Here is a 25801-nt window from a genome sequence, read left to right as displayed (position 1 = left end):
AGCGCTCAGCTGTTGGTCTGCAACGGGTCGCTGCCGATCTTGGACAAAAGGATCACCGCCTGGGTGCGGCTGTCGACGCCGAGCTTCTGCAGGATGGCCGAGACATGCGCCTTGATGGTCGCCTCGGAGACGCCGAGTTCATAGGCGATCTGCTTGTTGAGCAGACCCTCGGCCAGCATACCGAGCACGCGGGTCTGTTGCGGCGTCAGCGCCTGCAGGCGCTTGATCAGGTCCGATATCTCTGGATCGCGCTCGACGCCGAGATCGACACCGACGGGCGCGGCGATGTCGCCGGCCAGCACCGATTGCACGGCGTTGCGGATCTCCTCCATGCTGGCCGATTTGGAGATGAAGCCGGAGGCGCCAAGATCGAGTGCGCGCCTGATGGTCGCGGGATCATCATGCGCCGAGACCACGATAAGCGGCACCGCGGGATGGATGCCGCGCAGCGAGATCAGGCCGGAGAGACCGCTGGCGCCAGGCATCGACAGGTCGAGCAGCACCAGATCGACATCCTCATTGGCCACCACCAGCGCCTTAGCGCTTTCGAAGTCGCCGGCCTCGTGGATGGCAGCGACATTGCCTATGCCGGCAAGCGCTTCGCGCAGAGCACCGCGAAACAGCGGGTGATCGTCGGCGATGACGAAAGAATAGCCTGACGGCAAATGTCCCTCCCCGAATCCCGTCGATGATTTTTAAGCTTTTCGGGATCAGTTGGACGATTATGAGGGGCCGCGCGCTGTTTTCAAGCTGCAAAACCAGCGCGCCGCGTTTTCCCTACTTCGCAAGATCAAAGTACTACAGCGTCCTTTGCGCGTCCAAAAGGACGCGCAAAGGACGCTGTAGGAAGCTCAGGTCTTCTCCGAATTGAGCTGGGCGCCGCCACCGTTGTCCTTGTCCATATCCTTGACGATGCCCATGAAGCCCTTCAGGAAGCGCTCCATGTAGCTCATCGTCTTGTTGAAATCCTCCTCGCTCGGCAGTTTCGATTCGAGCCGGGCGGACAGCGAATTCTCGAGCTTGGTGACGCGCTCGTCCATCGCCTTCATCGAGGTTTGCAGGCGGTCGATTTCGTCCTGGAACGCGGCGCGTTCGTCGGCCGCCACCTTGCAGACGAGCTGGCCCGAGCGTTCCTCGCAGATCGACATCGCACCGGTCTGCGTGTCCATGCGGACATAGCCGTTGGCGGATTTTTCCAGCCGGTAGCGGTCGGTTTCTTCCGAAGAGGCGGAGGCCGCGACCAGTGAAACCAGCGCGGCGGGGATCAAGATGTGTTGCAGACGCATGTTGTCCTCCATGGCCAAAGCCTGAAATATCGCATGTTTGCGCCGGAAATGGGGAAGACCCTTGGCGTGGCCTTCCCCGCACGACTGGTTCGGACTATAGCGCAACCATGTCTCAGTTTATCTACAAAATAACCCCGCAAGCGCTTTGGCGCGAGGCCGAAGCCGGCGGCCGCTTTACTGGCGCGCCGATCGACGTCGCCGACGGCTTCATCCATTTCTCCACGGCAGCGCAGGTCCGGGAAACCGCGGCAAAGCATTTTGCCGGCCAGACGGACCTGCTGCTGGTGGCCATCGACAAGGCCAGCCTGGGGCCTGCCCTGAAATACGAGGTTTCGCGCGGCGGCGCACTGTTTCCGCATCTCTACGACGTGCTGGAGTTGAACACCGTCAAGTGGGTCAAGCCGCTGCCGCTTGGCGCCGACGGCGCGCACCAGTTCCCGCCGCTGGAGGCCGAATGAGTCTGTTCGACCGGTTTGGCCAAAAACTGCTTTTCACATTCGATCCGGAAACCGCGCATGGGATGTCGATCGCCGCACTGCGTTCCGGATTGCCGGTCGGCGCGCGGGCGGTGCGCGACATCAGGCTGAAGGTCAGCCTTTGCGGCCTCGATTTCCCCAACCCGCTCGGCATGGCGGCCGGCTACGACAAGAACGCCGAGGTGCCCGACGCGCTGCTTGGCCTCGGCTTCGGCTTTGCCGAGGTCGGCACCGTCACGCCGCTGCCGCAGGCCGGCAATCCGAAGCCGCGCATCTTCCGGCTGACGGCCGACGGCGCGGTTATCAACCGGCTGGGCTTCAACAATGAAGGCCATGCGGCGGCCGAAAAGCGCCTTGCCGCGCGCAAGGGACGTCCCGGCATTGTCGGCGTCAACATCGGCGCCAACAAGGACAGCACCGATCGTATCGGCGACTATGAGCGCGGGGTCGCGCGCTTTGCCGCCTATGCCAGCTATTTGACGGTCAACATCTCCTCGCCCAACACGCCCGGCCTGCGCAACATGCAGGCGCGCGAGCAGCTCGGCGAATTGCTGTCGCGCGTCATGGCCGCACGCGCCGCTGCAACAGCGCAACCGCCGGTCTTCCTGAAGATTGCGCCGGATCTGGTCGAAGCCGAACTGGAGGACATCGCCGCCGAGGTCGTTGAAAAACGGATCGACGGCATCATCGTCTCCAACACCACCATTTCGCGGCCGCCGCTGCGCAGCGGCGACGCGGCGCGCGAGACCGGCGGGCTTTCAGGAAAACCGCTGTTCGAACGCTCGACCATCGTGTTGGCGAAGATGCGCAAGCTGCTTGGCCCGGATATCGCCATCGTCGGGGTCGGCGGCGTCGATTCTGCCGATGCGGCACTGGAGAAGATCCGCGCCGGGGCCGATCTGGTGCAGCTCTACACCAGCATGATCTATGCCGGGCCGGCGCTTCCGGGTCGGATCGTCGCCGGGATGGCGCGATTTGCCGAAACCGAGCGGCTGAAGTCCATTCGCGAACTGCGCGACAGCCATCTCGATCGATGGGCGTCCAAGCCACTCAGCTGAACGCTGTCCGCACCCTTAGCTGCAGGATCGCCAGCAGGCTGAAGCCGCGCGCCAGCAGGAACACGTGCAGTGCCGCCCACAGGCCGTGATTGCCGAAGGCGGGTGCGAGCGTCAGCAAAGCGACGGCAAAGACGAGGAAGGACAGCAACATCATGTTGCGCATGTCGCGCGACCAGGTCGCGCCGATGAAGACGCCGTCCATCTGGAACGCCAGCACGCCGCTCAGCGCGGTGAACGCCGCCCAGGGCAGATAGATGTCGGCGACCGAGCGGACCTCCTGCGAGGTCGTGACGATGGCGACCAGATTGGCGCCGGCCGAGAGCAGCACAAGGGTCGCGGCGCCGGCCAGTCCGAAACCCCAGAACAGGGTCAACCGCACCGCCTGCCGGAAAGGCTGCTCGGCACGCGCGCCGACGGCACGGCCGGCGAGCTGTTCGGCGGCGGTGGCAAAACCGTCGAGGAAATAGCCGGCGACGAGGAAGAAATTCATCAGCACCGCATTGGCGGCCAGCGTCACCGTGCCGAACTGCGCGCCCTGGCGGGTGAACAGTGCAAAGGCCGCGAGCAGCGAGAATGAGCGGATCATGATGTCGCGGTTGAGCGACAGCATGCGCAGGAAGGCGGCCATGTCGAGCAGCCGATGGCGCGGCAAGGGCGGGCTCGCGCGAAAGCGGCGGACCACGATGGCGAGCCCCAGCAGCATGGCCAGGAATTCACCCGTGACGGTCGCCCAGGCGACGCCGGCAACGCCCCAGCCGAGCTTCAGGCCAAGCAGGAAGCAGAGCGCGATGTTGATGCCGTTCAGCACCAGTTGCAGCACAAGCCCGAGCCCGCCCTCGCCACGCCCCAGGACATAGCCGAGAATGGCGTAGTTGATCAGCGAGAACGGTGCGGCAAGCAGCCTGATCCTGATGTAGACCCCCATCGCCTCGCTGACGCGCGGTTCGGCGCCCATGAACCACTGGCCGCCGATGGCGATCAGCGGCGAAAGCGCCGCCAGTACGATGCCGGCAACGACCGCGATCAGCACGGCGCGCCAGAACACCGCCTGTTCCTCGAGCGCGTCGCCACGCCCGAAAGCCTGGGCGACGAGGCCGGTGGTGCCGGAGCGCAGGAAATTGAAACTGGTGAAGACGACATCGAAAACGAGCGCGCCGGCCGCCAGGCCGCCGAGAAGAGCCGCGTCGCCGAACTGTCCGACAACAGCCGTGTCGACCAGGCCAAGCATCGGCGTGGTCAGATAGGCGAGCGTCATCGGCACCGCGATGGCGAGCACCGAGCGGTTGGTGACGATAAAAGATCTGGCGTCGGCTGGGGTTGCACCCTTGTCCAAAGGATTGCTGCCTTGCTGATTGCGGCTTGATCGAAGAGCCGATGTGCCCCATTTTCCGGCCACCGCGCAATCACTCTTCCCGCGACGGCCAACCGAAATCCCGGTCTGGCGCGAAGCCGCCGGATCCCGTTCATGCCCCTGCAGATCGTCCACCACCCCGACTACGACGCCGGCTTCGCCACCAACCATCGCTTCCCGATGAGCAAGTATCCGCTGCTGATGGAGGCCTTGCGCGCACGTGGCCTGGCCGGTCCCGGGGTGCTCAACACAGCGGACCCCGCGCCGGCGTCATGGCTGAAACTTGCCCATGCGGGCGACTATGTCGACCAGGTCATCAGCTGTTCGGTGCCGGAAAAAATCGAACGCGAGATCGGCTTTCCGGTCGGCCCCCGCGTTTCGCTGCGCGCGCAGCTTGCCGCCGGCGGCACGGTGCTGGCGGCGCGGCTTGCCTTGCGCCACGGCATTGGCTGCAACACCGCCGGTGGCAGCCATCATGCGCGGCGCGCGCAAGGTGCCGGCTTCTGCACCTTCAACGACGTCGCCGTCGCCTCGCTGGTGTTGCTCGCAGAGGGTGCCGCCCAAAACATCCTGGTCGTCGATCTCGACGTGCATCAGGGCGACGGCACGGCGGATATTCTGCGCGACAAGCCCCGCGTGTTCACCTTCTCCATGCACGGCGATCGCAACTACCCCGTCCGCAAAATCGCCTCCGACCTCGATATCGCGCTGCCCGACGGCACGGGCGATGCCGCCTATCTCGAAAGGCTGGCCGCCATCCTGCCGGAGTTGTCTGCCCGGGCGCATTGGGACATCGTCTTCTACAATGCCGGCGTCGACGTCCATGCGCAGGACCGGCTCGGCAGGCTGACGCTTTCCGATGACGGCCTGCGCGCCCGCGATGAGATGGTCATCAGGCATTTTCGTGCGCTTGGTATTCCGGTCTGCGGCGTCATCGGTGGCGGCTATTCCACCGACGTGCCCGCCCTTGCGGCGCGGCACGCCATCCTGTTCGAGGTCGCCTCCAGCTATACCTGACAGTTCACTTCCGGTAATTGGCGATCCTGAGCAGGATGAAGGCCGGCACGACGATCGCCGCACCGAGCAGGATATAGCCGAGGAAGCGGTCGATGGCGTGGAAGCCCAGGTTCCAGAGGTCGATGAAGAACCTTTGGATGCTGTAGAACACATCCATCGGCGACCAGCCGAAGGCATTCATGACAAGGCCGACGAGGAACGACACCACCAGCAGCTTCAGGATCACCCTGAGCGGCGAGTCGCCGAGAAAGCGCGTCAGTGCGGACAAGGCCGTCTCCCAATTGAGATGCCCGGACTCATGGGCACGGCCCAGAGATACGTGCTTGACGGCCATCCATCAAGCCAGCACGGTCTGTGCGCGAAACCTGACAGGCCGCGGCTACCTGCCGACTGCCGTGGTCCGCATTGCTCGAGCATCTGGCCGAGTGGTGAACACGTTCGAAATTCTTAAATATGGGTAAACAAGATCATTTTAATTTATTGAAAATAAAGCACAAAATCGTCATTTTTCAATTTTGCGCAATGTGCGTGCAATTTTCACCTGCGAGACAGTCGGCGTCTTTCAGGTGACTGGTTGCGCGGCGCTCTGACCCCCTACCACAGCTGGCGAACGCCAGTTTCAGGACTGTGCAGCCATCCCTGGAAGACACCAAATCGGAGCCCGACCACCCCAACGGTCAGGCTCCCCGGGAGTTAACCTGCGTACCGATTTGCCGGATGCGCGTTTGTGTTGGAGTAATGCTCGTGTCCTCTCAAGCAAAGATCGTCCTGACGGCCGGTGTCCTTGGCATCTGCCTTCTCGGGCCGGCGATGGCCGCCGACCTTTCACCGACCTACAATGATCCCCCCGCCTTCCAGTGGAGCGGCGCCTATGTCGGCGTCCATGGCGGCACGGCGTTCACGAAGATGCCCAATCCGTTCGCTGATCGGAACGGCTTCGCTGGCGGCGTTCAGGCCGGCTACAACCAGCAAATGGGTCCCGCCGTTCTTGGCGCCGAGATCGAGGGTTCCTATCTTGGCGGCGCCGAACACGACGTCCATGGCGGCAAGATCAAGGAGAAATGGCGCGGGGCCGCCAAGGCCAAGGCAGGCGTGAGCTTCGACCAGACGCTGCTGTTTGGAACCGGCGGTGTTGCACTGACCAAATTCGACAAGAGCAACAACGTCAGCAACGCCGACGGATGGAAGGTCGGTTATCTCCTTGGCGCCGGCATCGAACAGGGCTTTGCCGGCGGGCTGTCCGCCAAGGTCGAGTACGACTATGTCCGCACCCCCGGCGTCGAGACGACATCGGCTCTTGGCACCTCCAAGACGACGATCGGTAGCCATGAACTGAAGGCCGGCATCAATTACCGGTTCTAGAACGGGCGAACTGGATTGCGCGGTGGCCGCAGGGTCATCGCGCAAACCCTGTGATTCGATGCGCGCCGGTACCGGATGGCCGGCTTTTTTCGGCACCGGACCTGCTTTCCGCGCCCGTTGCAATGTCGATGCAATCTTCGCGATCTAGGTCCCGCGTAATTTTCATGATGGGAATCTGTTCCGATATGACCACGCGTGGCGCCGGCCTCCTGATACGGGCTCCGAAGATCGTCTTCATCGCAATCGCGCTCGCGCTGGCGGGCTGTGCCTCCGACATCATGAAGAATTATGTCGGACAGCCGGTCGAATCGGTGGTCCTGGATTATGGTCCCCCAACGGCGATCGTCGATCTCGGTCAGGGCGAACGCGCCTATCAGTGGCGCAAGGTGTCGACGTCAGCGGTTTCCGGGACATCGAGCGGCGAGGTTCGCCAGACAAAACACGGAACCGTCTATGAAGAGACCGAGACGCCCGGCTATATCGAGCGTCAGGAATGCTTCTACACATTCTACGCCCGCGCTTCCGGCGGCCGCTGGTTCATCACCAATTTCCGCCAGCCCAAGCTGGAATGCGAATGAATGGCCGCGGCCCCCGACCGGCCGCGGATAAAGGAGAATATTTATGCGCGTCCTGTTGATCGAGGACGAACCGGAAATGGCCTCCGTGCTGAAGGCCGCGCTCGAGCGCCTGGACATCATCGTGGACCATGCCGCGACATTGGCCGATGCCGAGGCGGTGGCGCGTCTGGGCTATCACGACGCCGTGGTGCTGGACCGCCGGCTGCCGGATGGCGACGGCCTCAGCCTCATACCGCGCCTGCGTGCCTTGCATCTGGATGTGCCCGTCATCGCGCTGACGGCGATGAGCGGGTTGGATGACCGCGTCGCCGGGCTCGATGCCGGCGCCGACGATTACATGGTCAAGCCCTTCGCCACGGTGGAACTCGTCGCGCGGCTTCATGCCCTGCACCGGCGCTCGTTCACCTCGCGCGCCAACCAGACGATGGTCGGCCGCCTCACCTATGATTTCCGCCACCGCGAGGCGCTGGTCGAGGACCAGGCGCTCGATCTGCCCCGGCGCGAGAGGCTGGTGCTCGAAACGCTGATCCGCCGGCCGGGCCGAACCATCATGCGCAGCGCGCTGGAGGAGGCTGTCTACGCGCTCGACGACGAGATCGGTTCCAATGCGCTCGATGCCCACATTTCGCGGCTGCGCCGCAAGCTCGACGATGTCGCCGCCGGCATCGAGATCCGGGCGATCCGCAACCTCGGCTATCTGTTGCGGGCGGCCTCGTGAAGAAGGTCCGCACAGGCTCGCTGCAATGGATCCTGGTCCGACGGCTGATCCTGCTGCAGGCGGCGACGCTGCTGATCTTCATCGTGCTTTGCGCGGCAGCCCTTTGGATCGCCAATCCGCGCCTTTTGATCGACAACGAGGCCGCCGTCGCCGCGGTCAAGGATGCCGTCGACCGAGACAGGGACGGCAGGCTGATCGTGCGCGATACGGAAGAACTCACCGCGTTTCGCGAAGGCTTCCCCAATGTCTGGTACATCGTTCGCGATGGCAGCGGCGAGAGCGTCCGCTCCGGCAACATACCCGGCATCTACACCAAGAGCTTCGGCGCCCTGCTTGGCGAGGCCGATCATGCCACGGTCGGATTCTCCGACAAGGACATGCGGCCGGAAGCCTATATCGAAAACGCTTCGACCAGAGCCGGCACGGTGCAGATCATCGCCGCGACGCAGTCGTCGCGCCAGCAGACCGACGGCCTCGAAATCAACATTTCGGCCACCGTCGAAGTCGCCCGCAATCCGGACGGCAGCAGGAACTGGGAGCGCGCCCTGCCGGCGCTCGCGCTCGTGATCGCGATCCTGCTTTTGCCGATAATCCTCGTCATGGGCGCGACGACGCTGGTGACGACGCCAGCCGTGGTACGCCGCTCCTTTGCTGGCCTTGTCGAAACGGTCCGCCAGGCGGCGCGCATCGACATCGGCACCCGCGCCATGCAACTGCCGGTCAAGCAGGTGCCGCAGGAAATCGCGCCGCTGGTGCACGCCTTCAACGAGGCGCTTGCCCGCCTCGCCCAGGGCTATGACCGCCACAACCGTTTCCTCACCGACGCGGCGCACGAACTGCGCACGCCGATCGCCATCCTGCGCACACGCGCCGAACTCTTGAAGCAGGAGCCGCAGAGCGCGCGGCTGCTGCGCGACATCGAGCGCCTGTCGCACCTTGCCCAGCAACTGCTCGACCATCAGCTGCTCGACAGGCCGTCGGACCAGCGCGAGATCGTCGACCTCGACGATCTCGTCAGCCGGGTCGCCGCCGACTTCGCCCCGCTCGCCATCGAGGCCGGCTATGACCTTGCCTTCGAGCCATCGCCCAACGAGGCCCGGATAGAGGTCAATGTGCTGCAGATAGAGCGGGCGCTCGCCAACCTCGTGCGCAACGCAATCGAGCATGGCGGTGGCAGCGGCACGATCACGATCGCCATCGACGGGACCGGCGGCATCGAGGTACGCGACGAAGGGCCGGGAATTCCCGCGGAAGAGTGCGAGAACGTCTTCGAGCCCTTCTACCGCTTGCAGCCGCAGTCGCGCGGGGCGGGGCTGGGCCTGAATCTTGCCCGGCAGATTGCGCTGCTGCATGACGGCACGATCCGCATCCTGACGGGTTCGTGGCGCGGCGCCCGCATCCGCATGGAACTGCCGGTGCGTTCGTGACCGTGCCGAGTCCATCGCGTCAGCCGACCGATGCCTCGATGTCGACCCCTAGCTTATCTGTTTTCTAACCAATTGCCGCTATTGCCATTCCAAGAGCGGGAGCCAGGCTTTGGTGGGAACGGGAAAAATCAGCGCGCACCGCGCAGTCACGCTGTCGGTCGTCGTGCCATGCTACAATGAGCGCGACGGCGTCGCCGAGCTTCACCGACGCGTCAGTGCCGTATGCCTCGAGCAAAGCCCTTCCTACGAGATCGTGCTTGTCATCGACGGGGCGACCGACGGCACCCGCGAGGCCATTTTCGAACTGGCCGAAAAGGACGACCATGTGGTCGCCATCGACCTTGCCCGCAATTACGGCCACCAGATCGCCTTGAGCGCGGGGCTGGAGTTCTGCCGCGGCGAGCGCATCCTCATTCTCGACGCCGATCTCCAGGATCCGCCCGAACTGCTTGGCGCGATGATGGCGAAGATGGACGAAGGCTTCGACGTCGTTTACGGCCAGAGGGTGAAGCGCGACGGCGAAAGCTGGTTCAAGCGGGCTTCCGCCTCGATGTTCTACCGCTTGCTCGGCCGGATGGTCGATGTCGAGATCGCGCCGGACTCCGGAGACTTCCGGTTGATGAGCCGCCGGGCGCTCGACCATCTGAACGCGATGCCCGAACGCTACAGGTTCATTCGCGGCATGGTGAGTTGGATAGGGTTGAAGCAGGTCGCCTTCCCTTACGAGCGGCACCGGCGCTTTGCCGGCACCACACACTATCCGCTGAAGAAGATGGTTCTGCTGGCGGTCGATGCGATGACCAGCTTTTCGATCGTGCCTTTGCGGTTTGCCTCGATGCTGGGCATGATGTTTGGTCTGCTCGGCCTGGTCGTGCTTGGCTATACGCTGCTCGAATGGTCGAGGGGCAACGTGGTACCCGGCTGGACGAGCCTTGCCGCGATCATGCTGATCCTGGGCAGCGTCCAACTCCTGGTGCTCGGCATCTTCGGCGAGTATCTCGGCCGCATGTATATGGAGACGAAGCGGCGGCCGCTCTATTTCGTCAGCGAAATCGTTTCGCGCGACCGGCCCGCCAAGGACAGAGACCTGCCCGTCCATCGCCTGCAGGAGATGGCGAAAAGAGCCGCGCGTGGCTGAGGCGAAGGTCGAGCGGATGCAACAGGAATGGCGTGGGCAGAATGTGGTCGGCGCTTCCGTTTGATATCGGGCGGATGTTGCGCTTCGGCGCCGTCGGGCTTCTCAACACGGCGCTTGGATATTCGCTGATCCTGGCAGGGCTTGCGCTGGGCCTCGGCGATATCGTTTCCAATGCGGCAGGCTATGCCGCAGGCCTCACCCTTGGCTTCTTCCTCAATCGCCAATGGACGTTCGGACGTGCCGGCGGCTTTCGCCCAGGCGCCGTCGCACGATACGCGATCACCTTTGTCGTCGCCTATAGCGCCAATCTGGGCGTCGTGATCGCCGCCATGTCTGCGGGCTTCATCGAGAACCCGTTTGTCCATCTGGCGGGAAATTGCCTCTACTCGATCATCTTTTATCTTGGCTCGGCCCGGTTCGTCTTTGTCGGAGGCGCGGACGACCCTGACACCCTGGCCGCGACGAACGCGAAATTGCCCGGAGCCGCGACATGAACCGGGCCACAGCAATCGTGACGGGCACGCAGTCACCCGGAGCTGCGACATGAACCAGGCCACAGCAATCGCGACGGCGACAGCTTCGCTCGGGGACGTGCAACGCATCAGGCTGATATTCTGCCTTCTCGGCGCCTGTGTCGTGGCCTCTGTGCTCACCAACTTTGCCGGCGCAATCCTGCAGGACCCCGACAATTGGTGGCAGGTGAAGGTCGGACTGGACTTCCTGGAAAACCGGACGTTTCCGGCCGTCGACCCCTATTCCTATACGTTCGCCGGCCAACCCTGGATCGCCAAGGAATGGCTGGGGCAGGTCTTTCTGGCCCTTGCCTACCGTGCGGGCGGCTGGAATGGCGTCGTCACGCTGATCATCGCCACGGTCGGCCTGACCGTCTTCCTGATGGCATGGTTCCTCAGCGCATGGCTGAAGCCGATACTGGCGATAGCGCTGGCCTTTGCAGCGGCCTTCCTGATCGCTTCAATCTACACGGCACGCCCCCACGTCTTCACCTTGCCAATCATCGTCGTCTGGACAGCAATGCTGTTTCGTGCCGCGCAGGAGGAGAAGGCTCCGCCTTTGTGGCTGCTGCTACTTGTCGTCTTGTGGGCCAACCTGCATGCCACGTTCACCCTGAGTTTCGTCATCGCCGCCTTTGCCGGGCTCGCTCTCCTGGCGCGCTCGGGCCTGTCGAAACCCGTCATCCTGGCAAAATGGGTGGGTTTCGGTCTGCTCTGCCCACTGGTCAGCCTGCTGCATCCCTATGGCGTGAAAGCCATCCTGGCGACGTTCACGGTGGCCTATGGCAACGAGGCGGTGCCCCTTATCCTGGAGTGGCAAGCGTTCAATGCCCAGGAGCAGGTCTTCCAGGAAGCGGCGATGCTGTTGGCGCTGTTCGGGCTATTGATATCGAGGCCGCGGATCGGCTGGGCCAAAGCGTTATTCATCGTTTTCGCCTTGCATGTCTATCTCGCCCATCTGCGATTTGTGTATCTGCCCTTCCTGTTGATCCCCCTGGTGATCGCGGCCGAGATCGCACAGCAATACCCTTCGCTGTCGACCACGGCCTGGTTGGCGGAAAGGCGTGACGGGCTGGAAAAACTCTTCGCCAGCCGGTTCCATGTGATCTGCGGCGCCATAGCCGTCTTGCTGGTCGGCGCGGTCGTGTTCCTCGGCAATGCCTATCAGGTGGCGCCGAGCCCAAAGACATCCGCCACTGGCGCCCTCGCATTCGCCAGGGATCACCAGCTCACAGGTAACGTGCTGAACTCCTACAATTTCGGCGGCACGCTGATTTTCCACGGCATCAAGACCTACATCGACGGCAGGACGGACCAGTTGTTCCTGGGCGGGTTCACGAAAACCGACGACGCGACGGGGCACAGCGACGGAAAACCGCTGCTTGAGGCCCAGTTGAAGAAATATGCCATCGGCTGGGCATTGCTTACGGCCGATGACACCCGCATCCCCTTTTTCACTGAGTTGGGCTGGAAACGGGCCTATGCGGACAACGACGCCGTGATCTACCTGCCCGGCGCCTGATTTTTCGGCGCCTGTGCCAATCGGGTTCGCCAATCGAACCGTCGGTTTTCGCGCCTTGACACTCATGTTGCAGTGCAGCAAAGTTGTGCAACAGAGGATGAGCCTGTGCGACCAACGAACCGGCATTTTTCACAGTATCAGGACGTTGCCGCATGAGCAGCACAGCAAGTTGCGCCGCACCAATACCGCCGACCGCACCACACGGACCAGCCGAATGAACTACAGGCGCGACATCGATGGCTTGCGCGCTGTTGCGGTGCTGCCCGTGGTGCTCTTCCATTTCGGCGTGTCCGCCATTCCCGGCGGCTTCACCGGCGTCGACATCTTCTTCGTCATATCGGGCTATCTGATCAGCGGCAGCCTGCTCGACGATCTGGAGCGCGGCCAGTTCTCGATCGGCCGCTTCTACTGGCGCCGCGCGCGGCGGATCCTGCCAGCGCTCACCTTCGTCATCCTGCTTGCGAGCATCGCCGCCTGGTTCATCCTTCTGCCGTCCGACCTGCACGAATACAGTCTGAGCGTGATCGCGGCCTCGACCTTCTGGTCGAACATCTATTTCTGGAAAACGACCAACTATTTTTCCATCGACGCGGAATTGCGGCCGCTGCTGCACACATGGTCGCTTTCGGTCGAGGAGCAGTATTACATCTTCGCGCCGATCCTGGTGTATCTGATCTACCGATACGCCGCGAAGCGCTGGCTGACGATATTGCTGCCGATCGCCATCGCCAGCTTTGCCCTGGCGGTCATGGCGACCACGCTGGCGCCGACCGCCGGCTTCTACCTGTTGCCGACGCGCATCTGGGAACTGGCGCTGGGCGCCATGCTGATGCTGAGAAAGCCGCCGACGCTTGCCAGCCGTCCGCTGACGGAACTGATTGGCCTCACCGGTTTTGGCCTGATCGCCTTCGGCTTTCTGACGATTTCGGAGAGCGATCCGTTTCCGGGCTACAATGCCCTGTTTCCATGCATCGGAACGGCGCTGCTCATCTATGCGGGCCAGCCCCACGCCGACAGGCCGGTGCCGGTCGCCACGCAGGTGCTTCGGCTCACCCCGCTGGTCTGGGTCGGGCTCATCTCCTATTCGCTCTACCTCGTTCACTGGCCGATCAATTCGTTCGTCCACTATCTCTCGCTGAAAGCCATCGACGTGCCGACGATCATGGCGATGGTGGTGGCGAGCGTCGCCCTGGCGACATTCTCGTGGAAGTATGTCGAGCAGCCCTTCCGCCAGAAGCGGGCGTTCACCGCCCCGCTGCCGATCTTCGCCTTCTCGGCGACGGCGATCGCCTTGCTGTGCATCGGCGGCGTGGTCGGTGTGCTGGGCAAGGGTTTTCCGCAACGGTTCCCGGACTTCTCGACGCAACGGGTCCTGGTGGGAGACTGGCGCAATGGCGTCTGTTTCAACGAGGGCGCGAATCGAATCGAGGACTGGAACCTCGGCGACTGCACCCGCACGCATGGCTTTGCCACCAATGTGCTGCTGTGGGGCGATTCCTTCGCCGCGCATTATGTGTCGGGGCTGGAAGCCAATGCCGAGAAGATCCAGGCCAATGTCATCCAGTACACCTATGCCGGCTGCCCACCCAACCTGAGCTACTTCTCCTATGCTCGGCCGGCCTGCACACGCTTCAACGAACGGGCGCTGTCGATCATCCGCGAGGCAAACATCCAGGCCGTGATCCTGAGCGGCCGCTGGACCGACTACCAGGCCAGAGGCTTCGACGGCCTGCAGAAGACGGTCGACCGGCTGCGCGACATGGGCGTCAAGGTCTATGTCATCGGTCAGTCTCCGGAATTCATCGCCGACGTCCAGAAAATCGCTTTCTTCGCACGGCGGGAGCATGTCGCGAGCACATCCTGGCCGATGGCCATGGATCCGGACATCAACAAACAGGTGCTGCCATTCGTCAAAGGGGCGGATTTCATCGACCCGCTGGCCTATCTGTGCGACGCGGCGGGTTGTTCCTATGCCGATGCCGGCACCAGGCAGTTTCTCTACTTCGACTACGGCCACTTCTCGTCCGCCGGCGCGACGCTCGCCATCTCGAAGTACTGGCCAAGCTTTGCCGCCAGCAACAAAGTCGCGAAGGCAAAATAAAAACGCAGGCCAGCGCTGAGGGAACCGCTGAAAGAGTGTGTTTCGAGAGCCGCTTTGCGATTGCCCGAAGGCCGACCCTCATGGTAACGAGGGCTCGCGCGGGTATGATGTAATGGTAGCCTGTCAGCTTCCCAAGCTGAACGCGCGGGTTCGATTCCCGCTACCCGCTCCAACCTCTCGCCTAAGATTTGGTCGGCGCTGGAAACATGTCCACATAGCAGGGTTCGGCACGGCATTGGTCAGGCATATCTAAGCCTGGCCGATACGCATCTGCTTCTTGAGAAGGAACCGGGCGAGGTTTTTGATATTTCGCGGCGCCACCTTCTTGGGGAGATGCGCCAGCAGGCCCTTGGATTTGGCGTCGCTCTGGAACCGCTCGGCCCACTCTTCGGTGTAGCTGTCGCGCTGTAGGCGCAAATTCGTCTTGAACTCGCCATTTGGCATTTCAACAGACAACTGCCGGGCCACCGATGCGACGTAAGGACGAGGGTCGTCCAGGAGATCTTCATAAAACAAATGGTCGTAGGGCAGATCGGCCATGTGCAGATAGGCCTCCCAGAAGGCATAGCTCTGCCCAATCAGGAAATAGGCCTGGCAGATACCGGCGAAGTCGTATTGCGGGACCATATCCGCGCCGTCCATCGTGCTTCTCCAACGACCTGACGCCTTTGCCCGGCTATAGGAGATCGCCTGGCGAAGGCGGTCCCGCCGTTCCAGCAGGATCAAACCCATGGCATGGCGTCGGACGCATTCAGCGAGGAAGTCGGCTCCATATTTGGCCTGCGACCAGTGAAGGTGCCGTGGAAACAGCTTTACAGCGAACCTGCCATTTTCGGTCCCGCCGCGATCGATCACGGCGGACAGGAGTTCGTCGAAGGATTTCGGCCTGCATCCCAGCGTGTCCGTATCGAGCCATTCGGCCGACTGCCCCAATGTTCCGGTGCTGTTTGCCAGGCTGCCGAGCCATTCGGAGCCGCTGCGGGCTTCTGTCAGTATCGCCACACCTTTCATGCGGGCCGATCACCTCTGGTCTGTAGACATGTCGTCGACGTTACGGGATATGATTCTGCTCCTTGATAGGCCCTCGGCATGGTCTGCCTGACAGCAATCAATTAGTAAAGTCTAATATGATTTCACCCAGCCGATCCTAGGCTAAGTGGGTGGCCCATTCCGTCACGGTTGGATGATCGGTGCCAACCCCGGCACCGATTGCAAGACGCAAGCCTTGGACCCTGAAAATCTACGCAGTGACGATACCGGCCACGCTGCGGTGGCCGGCCTTTCGTCAACGGTTCGTCACAGCCAGACGCCGAGCCAAACCCGCTCGCGCCAGCAACGCACATGACGGCGGCCATGGCGCCAATAGCGACGGCAAACCCGTCTCCAACCGCGGCGGCGCCGTCTGCCTCCATAATAGCGATCTCCGTAGTAGCGATGATGCCAACGACGATGGGAGACCTGCTCGACCTCGACCCCGTCATCCCCTTCGAAGACAGCCGGATCCGGCTTGTCCAGTTCATCGAGAATTCCGTTGCCCTGGGGAATACCGGCAACGGCGCGGCCGGGTCCGACTACGCCCGCAAACGCCACGGCCCCCGCAACGCCTAGCATTCCAGTGAGAAACAACCGACGTTCCATCAAGACCTCCCGAGTTGTTGACATCGGCACCTCGTTCCCTCGCCCAAAACGGGCTCCAGCGAGAATGCCGATTGGGCGTGAACGCGCCAGTGCACTTGTTGTTCCATCAGCCCACTTCGCGCAGGATGAAATCGTGCAGCATCTTGGCGGCCGGCGACAGTACGCGATTCCTGACCGTGATTAGGCTGTAGGGCCTGACCTCGATGTCGAACTCGGTCTGGACGACGTCGATGGCGCCGGCGAGCCCGTCGGGATTCTGGATGAATTTCGCCACCTGCACCGAAACCGGCGCGATGGCGTCGGACTGCGCGACCATGACCAGCGTCAGGAGCAGCGAACTGGTGTTGAGGATCCGGTCCGGCAGCGCGATGTTGCGGTTGAGGAAATTGCTCTCCATCGCCTGGCGCAACGGCGAGCCGCCCGACTGGAAGACCCAGTCATAAGCGGCGGTATCTTCCAGCCGCACCACGCTGCCCCTGGTGAGCGGGTGGCCACGGCGTACGATCAGGCAGGCTTTCTCGACGCCGATGACACGCGATTCGAACAGCCGCGGATTGAGGTCGTCGGGGATGCGGGCGATAATGAAATCATGGCGGGTGGCGATCAGTTCGCGCGCCAGCACATTGGAGGTCTCGACCTGCATGGTGATCTCGATGCGTGGATAGATGCGGCGGATTTCGCGGATCGCCGGCACCGCCAGCTCGATCGCCGGCGCCGTCACGGCACCGAGAAACACGGAACCGCCCTTGCCCGCCTTTAGCTCGGAAATCTCGCGGTCGACCTCGCGCATCTCCAGCAGGATCGAGCGCGCACGCCTGGCCAGCGCCTTGCCGTAGGGCGTCAGCGTGATGCCGCGCGGCAGCCTCTCGCACAGCTTGACCTCGAGCACCGCCTCCATCTCGGCGATCATGCGCGATGCCGCCGGCTGTGAAATGTTCATGACCTGCGCCGCCGCGCTCACCCGGCCGTGATCGTCGAGCGCGACGATCATGCGCATGTGACGCAGGCTGAGACCACTGCGCAGCAGGGTTTCGCCATCACCCGGAGTTTCATTATAACCGTTTGAAATTGAAGACGAATTCCGTAGCGCCGCCATTGTCTTCCCAGCCTCCACTCGCAACCCTCTGGCGTTTGCCAGCAATCTGTGACGCCCCATACCATATACCACTCTCGGTATAGCAACCATCAAAGATCGCATTTGACAGTTATGGCAAAAGGGTCACAACGTCAGCGCGTTCCGAGACGCAACGGTCGCCGACGATAAAAATCGTATCGATTGAAATCAGCAGCTCGGGGCCATGGGAGGATACCGGAGATCGATATGACGGCAGCAGTGCCTTGGCGCTTCTGCACGATTGCGCGGCCCGCGACCCCCGGGGTGCTGCGTCCATCAACCAGGGAGAGTTACGTGAAAATCATCAAGACACTGGCCGCAGTCGCGGCGCTTGGCATCGCTGCCATGACCTACTCGGCGCACGCAGCCGACAAGGGTCTTGTCGGCGTGCTGATGCCGACCAAGACTTCGCAGCGCTGGATCAATGACGGCGACGCCGTCAAGTCCCAGCTCGAGGCTCTCGGCTACACCGTCGACCTGCAGTACGCGCAGGACGACATCCCCAACCAGCTCAGCCAGCTGGAAAACGAAATCACCAAGGGCCCGAAGGCGCTGATCATCGCCTCGATCGACGGCACCACTTTGTCGGATGCACTGCAGAAGGCCGCTGACGCGGGCGTCGTCGTCGTCGCCTATGACCGCCTGATCAAGAAGACCAAGAATGTCGACTACTACACCACCTTCGACAATTTCGGCGTCGGCGTGATCCAGGCGAATTCGCTGGTCAAGGGCCTCAAGGAGCGCTTCCCGAACACCAAGCCGTGGAACGTCGAACTGTTCGGCGGCTCGCCCGACGACAACAACGCCTTCTTCTTCTACAATGGCGCGATTTCCGTCCTTCAGCCGCTGATCGACGACGGCTCGATCAAGATCAAGTCGGGCCAGACCGGCATGGACAAGGTCGGCACGCTGCGCTGGCTGGCGGCTACCGCCCAGGCGCGCATGGACAACCTGCTCTCGGCCAATTACTCGGACGGCAGCCGTGTCGATGGCGTTCTGTCGCCCTATGACGGCCTGTCGCGCGGCATCACCGCCTCGCTCCGCGCCGTTGGTTACGGCACGGACGCACAGCCCTGGCCGATCGTCACCGGTCAGGACGCCGAGACCGCCTCGGTCAAGCTGATCATCACGGGCGAACAGTACTCGACCGTGTTCAAGGACACCCGCGACCTCGCCAAGGCCACTGTCCAGCTGGTCGACAAGGTGCTCTCGGGCGGCAAGCCCGACGGCCTCGACGAAAAGACCTACAACAACGACGTCAAGGTCGTTCCCTCGATCCTGTTGACGCCGCATGAAGTCGACAAGTCGAACTACCAGAAGCTGGTCGTCGACTCCGGCTACATCAAGGCCGAAGACCTGAAGTAATCTCGGTTGTAAAATCAGGGGTCCTGCGCAACGCAGGGCCCCTTTTCGTTCACAAGCGACCCCGGTATTGTTTCTGCCGGCCTAGAGCAATTCCAGGAAAAGTGCGCAGCGGTTTTCCCGGGAAAAAGCGTGGCGCTTTCCCCTTGGGAATTGCGTAAAAACAAGAAAGTCTGGGAGCTTGATCTGATGACCTCGACGATTTTGGAGATGCGCGACATCACCAAGACGTTTCCCGGTGTGAAGGCGCTGTCGAACGTCAATCTCAGTGTCGAGGAAGGCGAGATCCACGCCGTGGTCGGCGAAAACGGCGCCGGCAAGTCGACGCTGATGAAAGTCCTGTCGGGCGTCTATCCCGTAGGCACCTATGACGGCCAGATCATTTTTCAGGGCCAGGAATGCCAGTTCAAAGGCATCCATGACAGCGAACACAAGGGCATCGTCATCATCCACCAGGAGCTTGCCCTGGTGCCGATGCTGTCGATTGCCGAAAACATCTTCCTCGGCAACGAACATGCCAGATACGGCGTGATCGACTGGGACGCCAACGAGGCCCGCACCAGCGCGCTGTTGAAGAAGGTGGGCCTCAAGGAGGACCCCAAGACGCTGATCACCAATATCGGCGTCGGCAAGCAGCAACTGGTCGAGATCGCCAAGGCGCTGAGCAAGGAAGTCAAACTCCTGATCCTCGACGAGCCGACCGCATCGCTCAGCGAAAAGGACAGCCAGGCGCTGCTCGACCTTTTGCTCGAATTCAAGCGGCAAGGCATGACTTCGATCCTGATCTCGCACAAGCTCAACGAGGTGAATAGGGTCGCCGACAAGGTTACCGTCATCCGTGACGGGCGCACCATCGAGACGCTGGCCAGGAAGGACATTTCGGAGGACCGCATCATCACCTCGATGGTGGGCCGCTCGCTCGACGACCGCTACCCGCCGCGCGAGCCTGACATCGGCGAGGTCGTGTTCGAAGTGAAGAACTGGTCGGTCTATCACCCGATCCATGCCGAGCGGCAGGTGATCAAGGGCATCGACATCAACGTGCGCAAGGGCGAGGTGGTCGGCATAGCCGGGCTGATGGGCGCCGGCCGCACCGAATTCGCCATGAGCCTGTTCGGCCGCTCCTATGGCCGCCGCATCACCGGCGAGGTGCTGCTCAAGGGCAAGCCGATCGATGTGTCGTCGGTGAGCAAGGCGGTCGAACACGGCATTGCCTACGTGACCGAGGACCGCAAGACCTACGGTCTCAACCTCATCGACCATATCAAGCACAACATAACGCTCGCCAATCTCGGCGGCGTCTCGCGTCACAGCGTGATCGACGATTTGCGCGAGCTTGCCGTTGCCAACGACTATCGCAAGAAGACCAATATCCGCGCTTCGAGCGTCTATCAGATGACCGGCAATCTTTCCGGCGGCAACCAGCAGAAGGTGGTGCTGTCGAAATGGCTGTTCGCCGACCCGGAAGTGCTGATCCTCGACGAGCCGACGCGCGGCATCGATGTCGGCGCCAAATACGAAATCTACACGATCATCGCGCGCCTTGCCTCGGAAGGTAAGGCGATCGTGGTCATCTCGTCGGAAATGCCGGAATTGCTCGGCATCACCGACCGCATCTACGTCATGAACGAAGGGCGCATCGTCGGCGAAATGCCGGCGGCGGACGCAAGCCAGGAAAAAATAATGCGCGCCATCGTTCGCGGAGAAGGAAAAGCAGCATGAGCACCGAAATTGCCCCCGCCCCGCAGGGCAACGTCGCCGAAGAACAGCGTCCACGCATCGCCGTCTCGGCGCTGACGACGAACCTGCGCGAATACGGTCTGATTATCGCACTGATCGTCATCATGCTGTTCTTCCAGTTCACCACGTCGGGGACGCTGTTCAAGCCGGTCAACCTCAGCAATCTGGTGCAGCAGAACTCGTTCATCATCGTGATGGCGCTAGGCATGCTGCTGGTCATCGTTTCCGGCTATATCGACCTCAGCGTCGGATCGGTCGCCGGTTTCATCGGCGCGCTGGCGGCAAACATGATGGTCATCTGGCAGCTCGGACCGCTCAGCAATCCGCTGGTGGTTTCGATCCTCTGCCTGATCGTGGGCGGCCTGATCGGCGCGGCGCAAGGCTACTGGATCGCCTATCACCGGATACCGAGCTTCATCGTCACGCTGGCCGGCATGCTGATCTTCCGCGGCATCTGTCAGGCGCTGCTGGGCGGCGGATCCTCGGTGGGGCCTCTTCCGGACGACTTCAAGGCACTGAGCTCCGGCTTCATCCCGGACGTGATCGGCCCCCTGACGCTGATCCCGCCGACGGTGAATGCCGCCGGCAAGACCATCTTGGGCAGCGGTCTGACGCTGCACATGACGACGGTGGTGCTCGGCGTGATCGCCGTGGTGGCCTATGCCTATTTCGGGCTTCGCACCCGGCGCAAGCGCGAGCGCCATGGCTATGAAGCCGAGCCCTTCCCCCTGTTCGTCGTCAAGACGCTGGTCGCCAGCGCCCTGGCGCTGTTCCTGGTCTATGAGTTCGCCAGTTACAGGGGCCTGCCGGTGGTGCTGCTCGTCATGGGCGTGCTGATCTCGCTGTTCGTCTTCGTCACCAAGCGCATGACCATCGGCCGCCGCATCTATGCGATGGGCGGCAACCCCAAGGCGGCGCAGCTGTCAGGCATCAACACCGAGCGGCTGACGCTGTGGGTGTTCATCAATATGGGCGTGCTGTCGGCGCTGGGCGGTCTGATCATCGCGGCGCGTCTCGGCCAGGCCGTGCCGGCTGCGGGTCTGGGCTCGGAGCTCGACGTCATCGCTGCCGTGTTCATCGGCGGCGCCTCGGCAATGGGCGGCGTCGGCCAGGTCATCGGCGCGGTGGTCGGCGGCTTCATCATGGGCGTGATGAACAACGGCATGTCGATCATGGGCGTCAATGTCGACTGGCAGCAGGTGGTCAAAGGCTTGGTGCTGCTCGGCGCCGTGATCTTCGACGTCTACAACAAGAACAAAGCCTGACAGGCTTAGGCGAGGCAAGTAGGAGGCATACGATCGCGGCGCTGCCGGCGAGTTGTCGGCATCAAGAAATCCCCCCAGGGGATCAAGCCCGCGAGCGCAATCCGGACGAAGAATTTCACCCGTGGCGCGGCTAGGTCCGAGCCGCGCAGGTTAAGGTTTGCCAAGAGGCAACCACACATGAGAGAGGACTGATCATGCTGATCTCGCAGATTCTCGACGACGCCGAGACCATCCGTGTCGTTGCCCGCAATGGCGGCAAGACCCGGATCATCAACGGCGCCCGCAGCGTCTACTCTCTGGCGATGGAGGCTGCCCGCACCGGCGTCGGCCTCGCCACCCTGATCGAACGCAAGGGGCTCGGCGAGACGATCGATCTCGATGCCGCCTACAAGAAGGGGCGGCTGTTGTCGCCGATCAATCACCCCGATCCTGCTCACCTGCACCTGACCGGCACCGGACTGACCCATCTCGGCTCGGCGGCGACGCGCGATTCCATGCACAAGAAGCTCAGCACCGATGGCGAGGAACAGCTCACCGATTCCATGAAGATGTTCCGCATGGGGCTGGAGGGCGGCAAGCCCGCCAAAGGCCAGATCGGCGTGCAGCCGGAATGGTTCTACAAGGGCAACGGCACGATGGCCGTGGCGCCGGGTGCCGCACTGCTGTCACCGGCCTTCGCCAAGGACGCCGGCGAGGAACCTGAAATCGCCGGCATCTATGTCATCGGCGATGACGGCGCCCCCTTCCGTGTCGGCTTCACCCTGTCGAATGAATTTTCCGACCATGTAACCGAGCGCGTGAACTATCTCTTCCTCGCCCATTCCAAGCTGCGCAACGCCTCGTTCGGCCCGGAGATCCTGATCGGCGACCTGCCCTCCGACATCCGCGGCACCTCGCGCATCGTGCGCGGCGGCAACACGCTGTGGGAGAAGCCGTTCCTGTCGGGCGAAGCAAACATGTCGCACACCATTGCCAATCTCGAACACCATCATTTCAAATATTCGGCGTTCCGCCAGCCGGGCGACGTGCATGTGCATATGTTCGGCACGGCGACGCTGTCCTTTGCCGACGGCGTCAAGACCGAGGCCGGCGATGTGTTCGAGATCGAGGCCGGGGATTTCGGCCTGCCGCTGCGCAACCCGCTCGAGATCGAAAAGCCGGTGAAGGTGGCGGTGAAGGCGCTGTGAGAGCGTGATCTCCTCCCTTGTGGGGGAGATGACCGGCAGGCCAGAGGGGGCGCTGTCCCGCCAGCGTCTCAAACGATAACTTTGACTGCCGGCTATTCTTGGCTACCGGCAGGGAGAGGTCGCGATCCTTCGCGCCATCTGCGCGCACAGCGCATTGGCGATGTCGATATCGAAGCCAACAACCTTGCCGTCCGAGGTGATGGTGTTGAACGGGGGATAGGCGCCCTCGGTGCCGATTTTCAATTTCTCGGCGGCCTGCGCCGATAGAGAGCCGGCAGCCATCGCCAACATGGCAGCGCCTGCCGTCGATAGGATCCATTTTGAAATCTGCATTTTCTTGTTCCCCTCGAGCGCCGCATCGCTGCGACCGACAAGCCAGCCAAGCATGATGCGCCAGCGCGGGCAAGTACGCGGTAAATCGGGGTTCAGCGCGCCGCGCGGAAATGCTTGGAGAGTTTCAGGCCCTGCGCCTGGTAGTTGGAGCCAAGATCGGTGCCGTAGAGCGCCTGCGGCCGCTTCAGCATGTGCTCGTAGACCAGCCGGCCGACGATCTGGCCATGGTCGAGGATGAACGGCACTTCGTGACTGCGCACTTCAAGCACCGCCCGGCTGCCGGTGCCGCCGGCCGCTGAATGGCCAAAGCCTGGATCAAAGAAGCCGGCGTAATGGACGCGGAATTCGCCGACCAACGGATCGAAAGGCGTCATCTCGGCGGCATAAAGCGGCGGCACATGCACCGCTTCCTGGCTGACCAAGATGTAGAATTCGTCGGGATCCAGCACCAGTTCGCCGGCGCCGCTCTTGTGGATCGGCTCCCAGAAATCGACGACATCCTGCGCCGCGCGCTTGTCGACATCGACAAGGCCTGTGTGATGCTTGCCGCGATAGCCGACCAGCCCGTCGCTGTCGCCATTGAGATCGATCGACAGCGCGATGCCGCCGCCCGAAATATTCGGCGGTTCGGTGGCGACCAGCATCTGCGCGCGATGCAATTCATGCAATTCGGCTTCCGAGAGAAGCGCGTTGCCGGTGCGGAAGCGGATCTGCGACAGGCGCGAACCGGTGCGCACGACGATCGGGAAGGTGCGCGGGCTGACTTCCAGGTAGAGCGGACCGTTGTAGCCGGCAGCGATCTTGTCGAACTCGTGGCCACGGTCGGTCATGACACGGGTGAAGATGTCGAGCCGTCCGGTCGAGCTCTTCGGATTGGCGGAGGCGGAGATCTCGGCCGGCAATGCCAGGCTTTCGAGCAGCGGCACTATATAGACGCAGCCGGTCTCCAGCACCGCGCCTTCGGCCAGATTGATCTCGTGCAGCTTCAGCCTGTCGAGCTTTTCCGAAACCTTGTGGTTGGGACCCGGCAGGAAGGAGGCGCGCACCCGCCAGGCCTTGTCGCCGAGCCTGAGGTCGAGGCTGGCCGGCTGGATCTGGTCGGCATCGAGCGCGCGCGGCGACTTCAGCGCACCGGACTGGAACAGCGCCGCAATGTCCTGATCGGGAAGAATGCCTGTCTGCCGCAAGGCTTCGCTCCTAGAGGGCAGGCTTTTGGCGAAACCTGCTTGGTACAAACCTCTTAATGAAGCCGGCAATTGACGCAAGCGTGGTACGGGTCTAAAGGGTCGTTATCCCGTGGTGATTTGGCCGGTCGGCTTGCAGCCACGTTAAACAAGTCGCTAAAGGACCGTTGGCCGCGAGGCCGTATGGACCGGTTGCGACTTTCGCGGCCGGTTTTTTTGTGTCTGGAACAAGAGCGATGAGCAGCAAGAAGCGCAACTGGAAGCCTCAGACAGCCCTCGTGCACAGCGGAACCCTGCGTTCCGGCTTCGGCGAGACCTCCGAGGCGATGTACCTGACCCAGGGCTATGTCTATCAGACAGCCCAGGCCGCCGAAGCCCGTTTCAAAGGCGAGGAACCCGGTTTCATCTATTCGCGCTACGCCAATCCGACCGTCGACATGTTCGAAAAGCGGATGTGCGCGCTGGAAGGCGCCGAGGACGCACGCGCCACGGCATCGGGCATGGCGGCGGTAACGGCGGCGCTTCTGTGCAGCGTCAAGGCCGGTGACCACATCGTGGCGGCGCGCGCGCTGTTCGGCTCCTGCCGCTGGGTGGTCGAAACGCTGGCGCCTCGCTACGGCATCGAGGCGACGTTGGTCGACGGCACCGACATCGCCAACTGGGAAAAGGCAGTCAGGCCAAACACCAAGCTGTTCTTCCTGGAAAGCCCGACCAACCCGACATTGGAAGTGGTCGACATTGCCGCTGTCGCTTCGCTGGCCAACTCGATCGGCGCACGGCTTGTGGTCGACAATGTCTTTGCCACGCCTTTGCAGCAGAAGCCGTTGCAGCTTGGCGCGCATATCGTCGTCTATTCGGCGACCAAGCACATCGATGGCCAGGGCCGCTGTCTCGGCGGTGTCATCCTCTCCGACAAGAAGTGGATCGACGAGAACCTGCACGACTATTTCCGCCACACCGGCCCCAGCCTGTCGCCCTTCAATGCCTGGACGCTGCTGAAGGGCCTGGAGACGCTGCCGCTGCGCGTGCGCCAGCAGACGGAGAGCGCCGGCAAGATCGCCGATTTCCTCGCCGAGCAGCCGCAGATCGCCCGCGTCATCTATCCCGGCCGAGCCGACCATCCGCAGGCCGATATCGTCAAGAAGCAGATGTCGGGCGGCTCGACGCTGATCTGCCTCGACGTCAAGGGCGGCAAGCAGGCGGCCTTCGCGCTGCAGAACGCGCTCGACATCGTGCTGATCTCCAACAACCTTGGCGACGCCAAGAGCTTGATCACCCATCCGGCGACGACGACGCACAAGAATTTGAGCGACGAGGCACGCGCCGAACTCGGCATCGGACCAGGCACGCTCAGGCTGTCGGTCGGCCTGGAGGATACCGACGATCTGCTGGAGGATATCGCGCAGGCGCTGAAGGCCGCCAAGTAAGAGCG

General features: G+C 62.5%; 24 protein-coding genes, 1 tRNA gene, 1 pseudogene and 1 riboswitch. Of the genes and pseudogenes, 18 read left to right on the top strand and 8 right to left on the bottom strand.

What is annotated here, in order from left to right; all coding sequences use genetic code 11:
* Nucleotides 1-5: 5 nt before the first annotated feature.
* On the bottom strand, nucleotides 6-665 hold the full coding sequence (locus AC04SF_RS17985) for a response regulator transcription factor (RefSeq protein WP_258585807.1): 660 nt from the start codon (nucleotides 663-665) through the stop codon (nucleotides 6-8).
* Between the two features lie 186 nt (nucleotides 666-851).
* Entirely contained in the window at nucleotides 852-1286 is a 435-nt protein-coding gene (locus AC04SF_RS17980; RefSeq protein WP_096458508.1) for a hypothetical protein, read from the bottom strand.
* A gap of 107 nt (nucleotides 1287-1393) precedes the next feature.
* Here AC04SF_RS17980 and AC04SF_RS17975 point away from each other — a divergent pair, with 107 nt between their 5' ends.
* Together AC04SF_RS17975 and AC04SF_RS17970 are read left to right on the top strand one after the other, a co-directional pair.
* Nucleotides 1394-1744: a DUF952 domain-containing protein gene (locus AC04SF_RS17975; RefSeq protein WP_488478913.1), complete on the top strand. Its 351-nt coding sequence runs from the start codon at nucleotides 1394-1396 to the stop codon at nucleotides 1742-1744.
* Nucleotides 1741-2820 (top strand): quinone-dependent dihydroorotate dehydrogenase, encoded by a 1080-nt coding sequence (locus AC04SF_RS17970; RefSeq protein WP_488478912.1) that lies wholly within the window; start codon nucleotides 1741-1743, stop codon nucleotides 2818-2820. Before AC04SF_RS17975 ends, AC04SF_RS17970 begins: the two co-directional genes overlap by 4 nt.
* Here AC04SF_RS17970 and AC04SF_RS17965 read toward each other — a convergent pair.
* Entirely contained in the window at nucleotides 2813-4153 is a 1341-nt protein-coding gene (locus tag AC04SF_RS17965; protein ID WP_488478911.1) for an MATE family efflux transporter, read from the bottom strand. The two genes, AC04SF_RS17970 and AC04SF_RS17965, sit on opposite strands and share 8 nt — an antisense overlap.
* 132 nt (nucleotides 4154-4285) lie before the next feature.
* Here AC04SF_RS17965 and AC04SF_RS17960 point away from each other — a divergent pair, with 132 nt between their 5' ends.
* Entirely contained in the window at nucleotides 4286-5188 is a 903-nt protein-coding gene (locus AC04SF_RS17960; protein ID WP_488478910.1) for a histone deacetylase family protein, read from the top strand.
* A gap of 4 nt (nucleotides 5189-5192) precedes the next feature.
* On the opposite strand, the gene AC04SF_RS17955 is transcribed toward AC04SF_RS17960, so the two are convergent.
* The gene (locus AC04SF_RS17955; RefSeq protein WP_095198509.1) at nucleotides 5193-5456 is read right to left on the bottom strand and encodes a DUF6460 domain-containing protein; all 264 of its coding nucleotides are present in this window, start codon (nucleotides 5454-5456) and stop codon (nucleotides 5193-5195) included.
* A gap of 476 nt (nucleotides 5457-5932) precedes the next feature.
* On the opposite strand from AC04SF_RS17955, the gene AC04SF_RS17950 reads away from it, so the two are divergent.
* The 9 genes from AC04SF_RS17950 (at nucleotide 5933) to AC04SF_RS17910 (ending at nucleotide 14718) form a co-directional block, all read left to right on the top strand.
* Nucleotides 5933-6550, top strand: a complete 618-nt coding sequence (locus AC04SF_RS17950) for an outer membrane protein (RefSeq protein ID WP_488478909.1) — start codon at nucleotides 5933-5935, stop codon at nucleotides 6548-6550.
* Nucleotides 6551-6735: 185 nt separating this feature from the next.
* The gene (locus tag AC04SF_RS17945; protein ID WP_488478908.1) at nucleotides 6736-7128 is read left to right on the top strand and encodes a hypothetical protein; all 393 of its coding nucleotides are present in this window, start codon (nucleotides 6736-6738) and stop codon (nucleotides 7126-7128) included.
* 43 nt (nucleotides 7129-7171) lie between these two features.
* Nucleotides 7172-7846, top strand: coding sequence for a response regulator transcription factor (locus AC04SF_RS17940; RefSeq protein WP_096453453.1), 675 nt, complete (start codon nucleotides 7172-7174; stop codon nucleotides 7844-7846).
* The gene (locus tag AC04SF_RS17935) at nucleotides 7843-9273 is read left to right on the top strand and encodes a sensor histidine kinase (RefSeq protein ID WP_488478907.1); all 1431 of its coding nucleotides are present in this window, start codon (nucleotides 7843-7845) and stop codon (nucleotides 9271-9273) included. The genes AC04SF_RS17940 and AC04SF_RS17935 overlap by 4 nt, the downstream gene beginning before the upstream one ends.
* Before the next feature lie 112 nt (nucleotides 9274-9385).
* Complete coding sequence (locus AC04SF_RS17930) at nucleotides 9386-10411, top strand: glycosyltransferase family 2 protein (protein ID WP_488478906.1); 1026 nt, start codon at nucleotides 9386-9388, stop codon at nucleotides 10409-10411.
* Between the two features lie 41 nt (nucleotides 10412-10452).
* A complete protein-coding gene (locus tag AC04SF_RS17925) occupies nucleotides 10453-10905 on the top strand; it encodes a GtrA family protein (RefSeq protein ID WP_488478905.1) in 453 nt (150 codons plus the stop codon).
* A gap of 49 nt (nucleotides 10906-10954) precedes the next feature.
* A complete protein-coding gene (locus AC04SF_RS17920) occupies nucleotides 10955-12445 on the top strand; it encodes a hypothetical protein (protein ID WP_488478904.1) in 1491 nt (496 codons plus the stop codon).
* A 214-nt stretch (nucleotides 12446-12659) separates the two neighbouring features.
* Nucleotides 12660-14546, top strand: a complete 1887-nt coding sequence (locus AC04SF_RS17915; RefSeq protein WP_488478903.1) for an acyltransferase family protein — start codon at nucleotides 12660-12662, stop codon at nucleotides 14544-14546.
* 98 nt (nucleotides 14547-14644) lie between these two features.
* Nucleotides 14645-14718 (top strand) — tRNA-Gly (locus tag AC04SF_RS17910).
* A 77-nt stretch (nucleotides 14719-14795) separates the two neighbouring features.
* On the opposite strand, the gene AC04SF_RS17905 is transcribed toward AC04SF_RS17910, so the two are convergent.
* Nucleotides 14796-15557, bottom strand: a complete 762-nt coding sequence (locus tag AC04SF_RS17905; RefSeq protein ID WP_488478902.1) for a Stf0 family sulfotransferase — start codon at nucleotides 15555-15557, stop codon at nucleotides 14796-14798.
* A 438-nt stretch (nucleotides 15558-15995) separates the two neighbouring features.
* Here AC04SF_RS17905 and AC04SF_RS17900 point away from each other — a divergent pair, with 438 nt between their 5' ends.
* A complete protein-coding gene (locus AC04SF_RS17900; protein WP_488478901.1) occupies nucleotides 15996-16154 on the top strand; it encodes a hypothetical protein in 159 nt (52 codons plus the stop codon).
* A 136-nt stretch (nucleotides 16155-16290) separates the two neighbouring features.
* Here AC04SF_RS17900 and AC04SF_RS17895 read toward each other — a convergent pair whose 3' ends face one another.
* Complete coding sequence (locus AC04SF_RS17895) at nucleotides 16291-17280, bottom strand: LysR family transcriptional regulator (protein WP_096453439.1); 990 nt, start codon at nucleotides 17278-17280, stop codon at nucleotides 16291-16293.
* Nucleotides 17281-17592: 312 nt separating this feature from the next.
* Here AC04SF_RS17895 and chvE point away from each other — a divergent pair, with 312 nt between their 5' ends.
* From chvE to araD1, 4 genes are all read left to right on the top strand, one after another.
* A complete protein-coding gene (chvE, locus tag AC04SF_RS17890) occupies nucleotides 17593-18663 on the top strand; it encodes a multiple monosaccharide ABC transporter substrate-binding protein (protein ID WP_027060955.1) in 1071 nt (356 codons plus the stop codon).
* A gap of 186 nt (nucleotides 18664-18849) precedes the next feature.
* Nucleotides 18850-20382, top strand: a complete 1533-nt coding sequence (mmsA, locus tag AC04SF_RS17885) for a multiple monosaccharide ABC transporter ATP-binding protein (protein WP_488478900.1) — start codon at nucleotides 18850-18852, stop codon at nucleotides 20380-20382.
* The gene (gene mmsB, locus AC04SF_RS17880) at nucleotides 20379-21665 is read left to right on the top strand and encodes a multiple monosaccharide ABC transporter permease (protein WP_096453435.1); all 1287 of its coding nucleotides are present in this window, start codon (nucleotides 20379-20381) and stop codon (nucleotides 21663-21665) included. The genes mmsA and mmsB overlap by 4 nt, the downstream gene beginning before the upstream one ends.
* 194 nt (nucleotides 21666-21859) lie before the next feature.
* Nucleotides 21860-22852, top strand: a complete 993-nt coding sequence (gene araD1, locus AC04SF_RS17875) for an AraD1 family protein (RefSeq protein ID WP_488478899.1) — start codon at nucleotides 21860-21862, stop codon at nucleotides 22850-22852.
* Nucleotides 22853-22987: 135 nt separating this feature from the next.
* On the opposite strand, the pseudogene AC04SF_RS17870 reads toward araD1, so the two are convergent.
* Together AC04SF_RS17870 and AC04SF_RS17865 are read right to left on the bottom strand one after the other, a co-directional pair.
* Nucleotides 22988-23185: pseudogene (locus AC04SF_RS17870) on the bottom strand (transporter substrate-binding domain-containing protein); the annotation flags it as partial.
* A 92-nt stretch (nucleotides 23186-23277) separates the two neighbouring features.
* Nucleotides 23278-24372 (bottom strand): 2'-deoxycytidine 5'-triphosphate deaminase, encoded by a 1095-nt coding sequence (locus AC04SF_RS17865; RefSeq protein ID WP_488478898.1) that lies wholly within the window; start codon nucleotides 24370-24372, stop codon nucleotides 23278-23280.
* Between the two features lie 99 nt (nucleotides 24373-24471).
* Nucleotides 24472-24549: riboswitch (SAM riboswitch) on the top strand.
* A 56-nt stretch (nucleotides 24550-24605) separates the two neighbouring features.
* Here AC04SF_RS17865 and AC04SF_RS17860 point away from each other — a divergent pair.
* On the top strand, nucleotides 24606-25796 hold the full coding sequence (locus AC04SF_RS17860; protein ID WP_488478897.1) for an O-succinylhomoserine sulfhydrylase: 1191 nt from the start codon (nucleotides 24606-24608) through the stop codon (nucleotides 25794-25796).
* Nucleotides 25797-25801: the final 5 nt, after the last annotated feature.

This window comes from Mesorhizobium sp. CNPSo 4671 (assembly GCF_057784245.1).
Note: the sequence above shows the minus strand (reverse complement) of the source record. Positions and strands in the feature narration are given on the sequence as shown.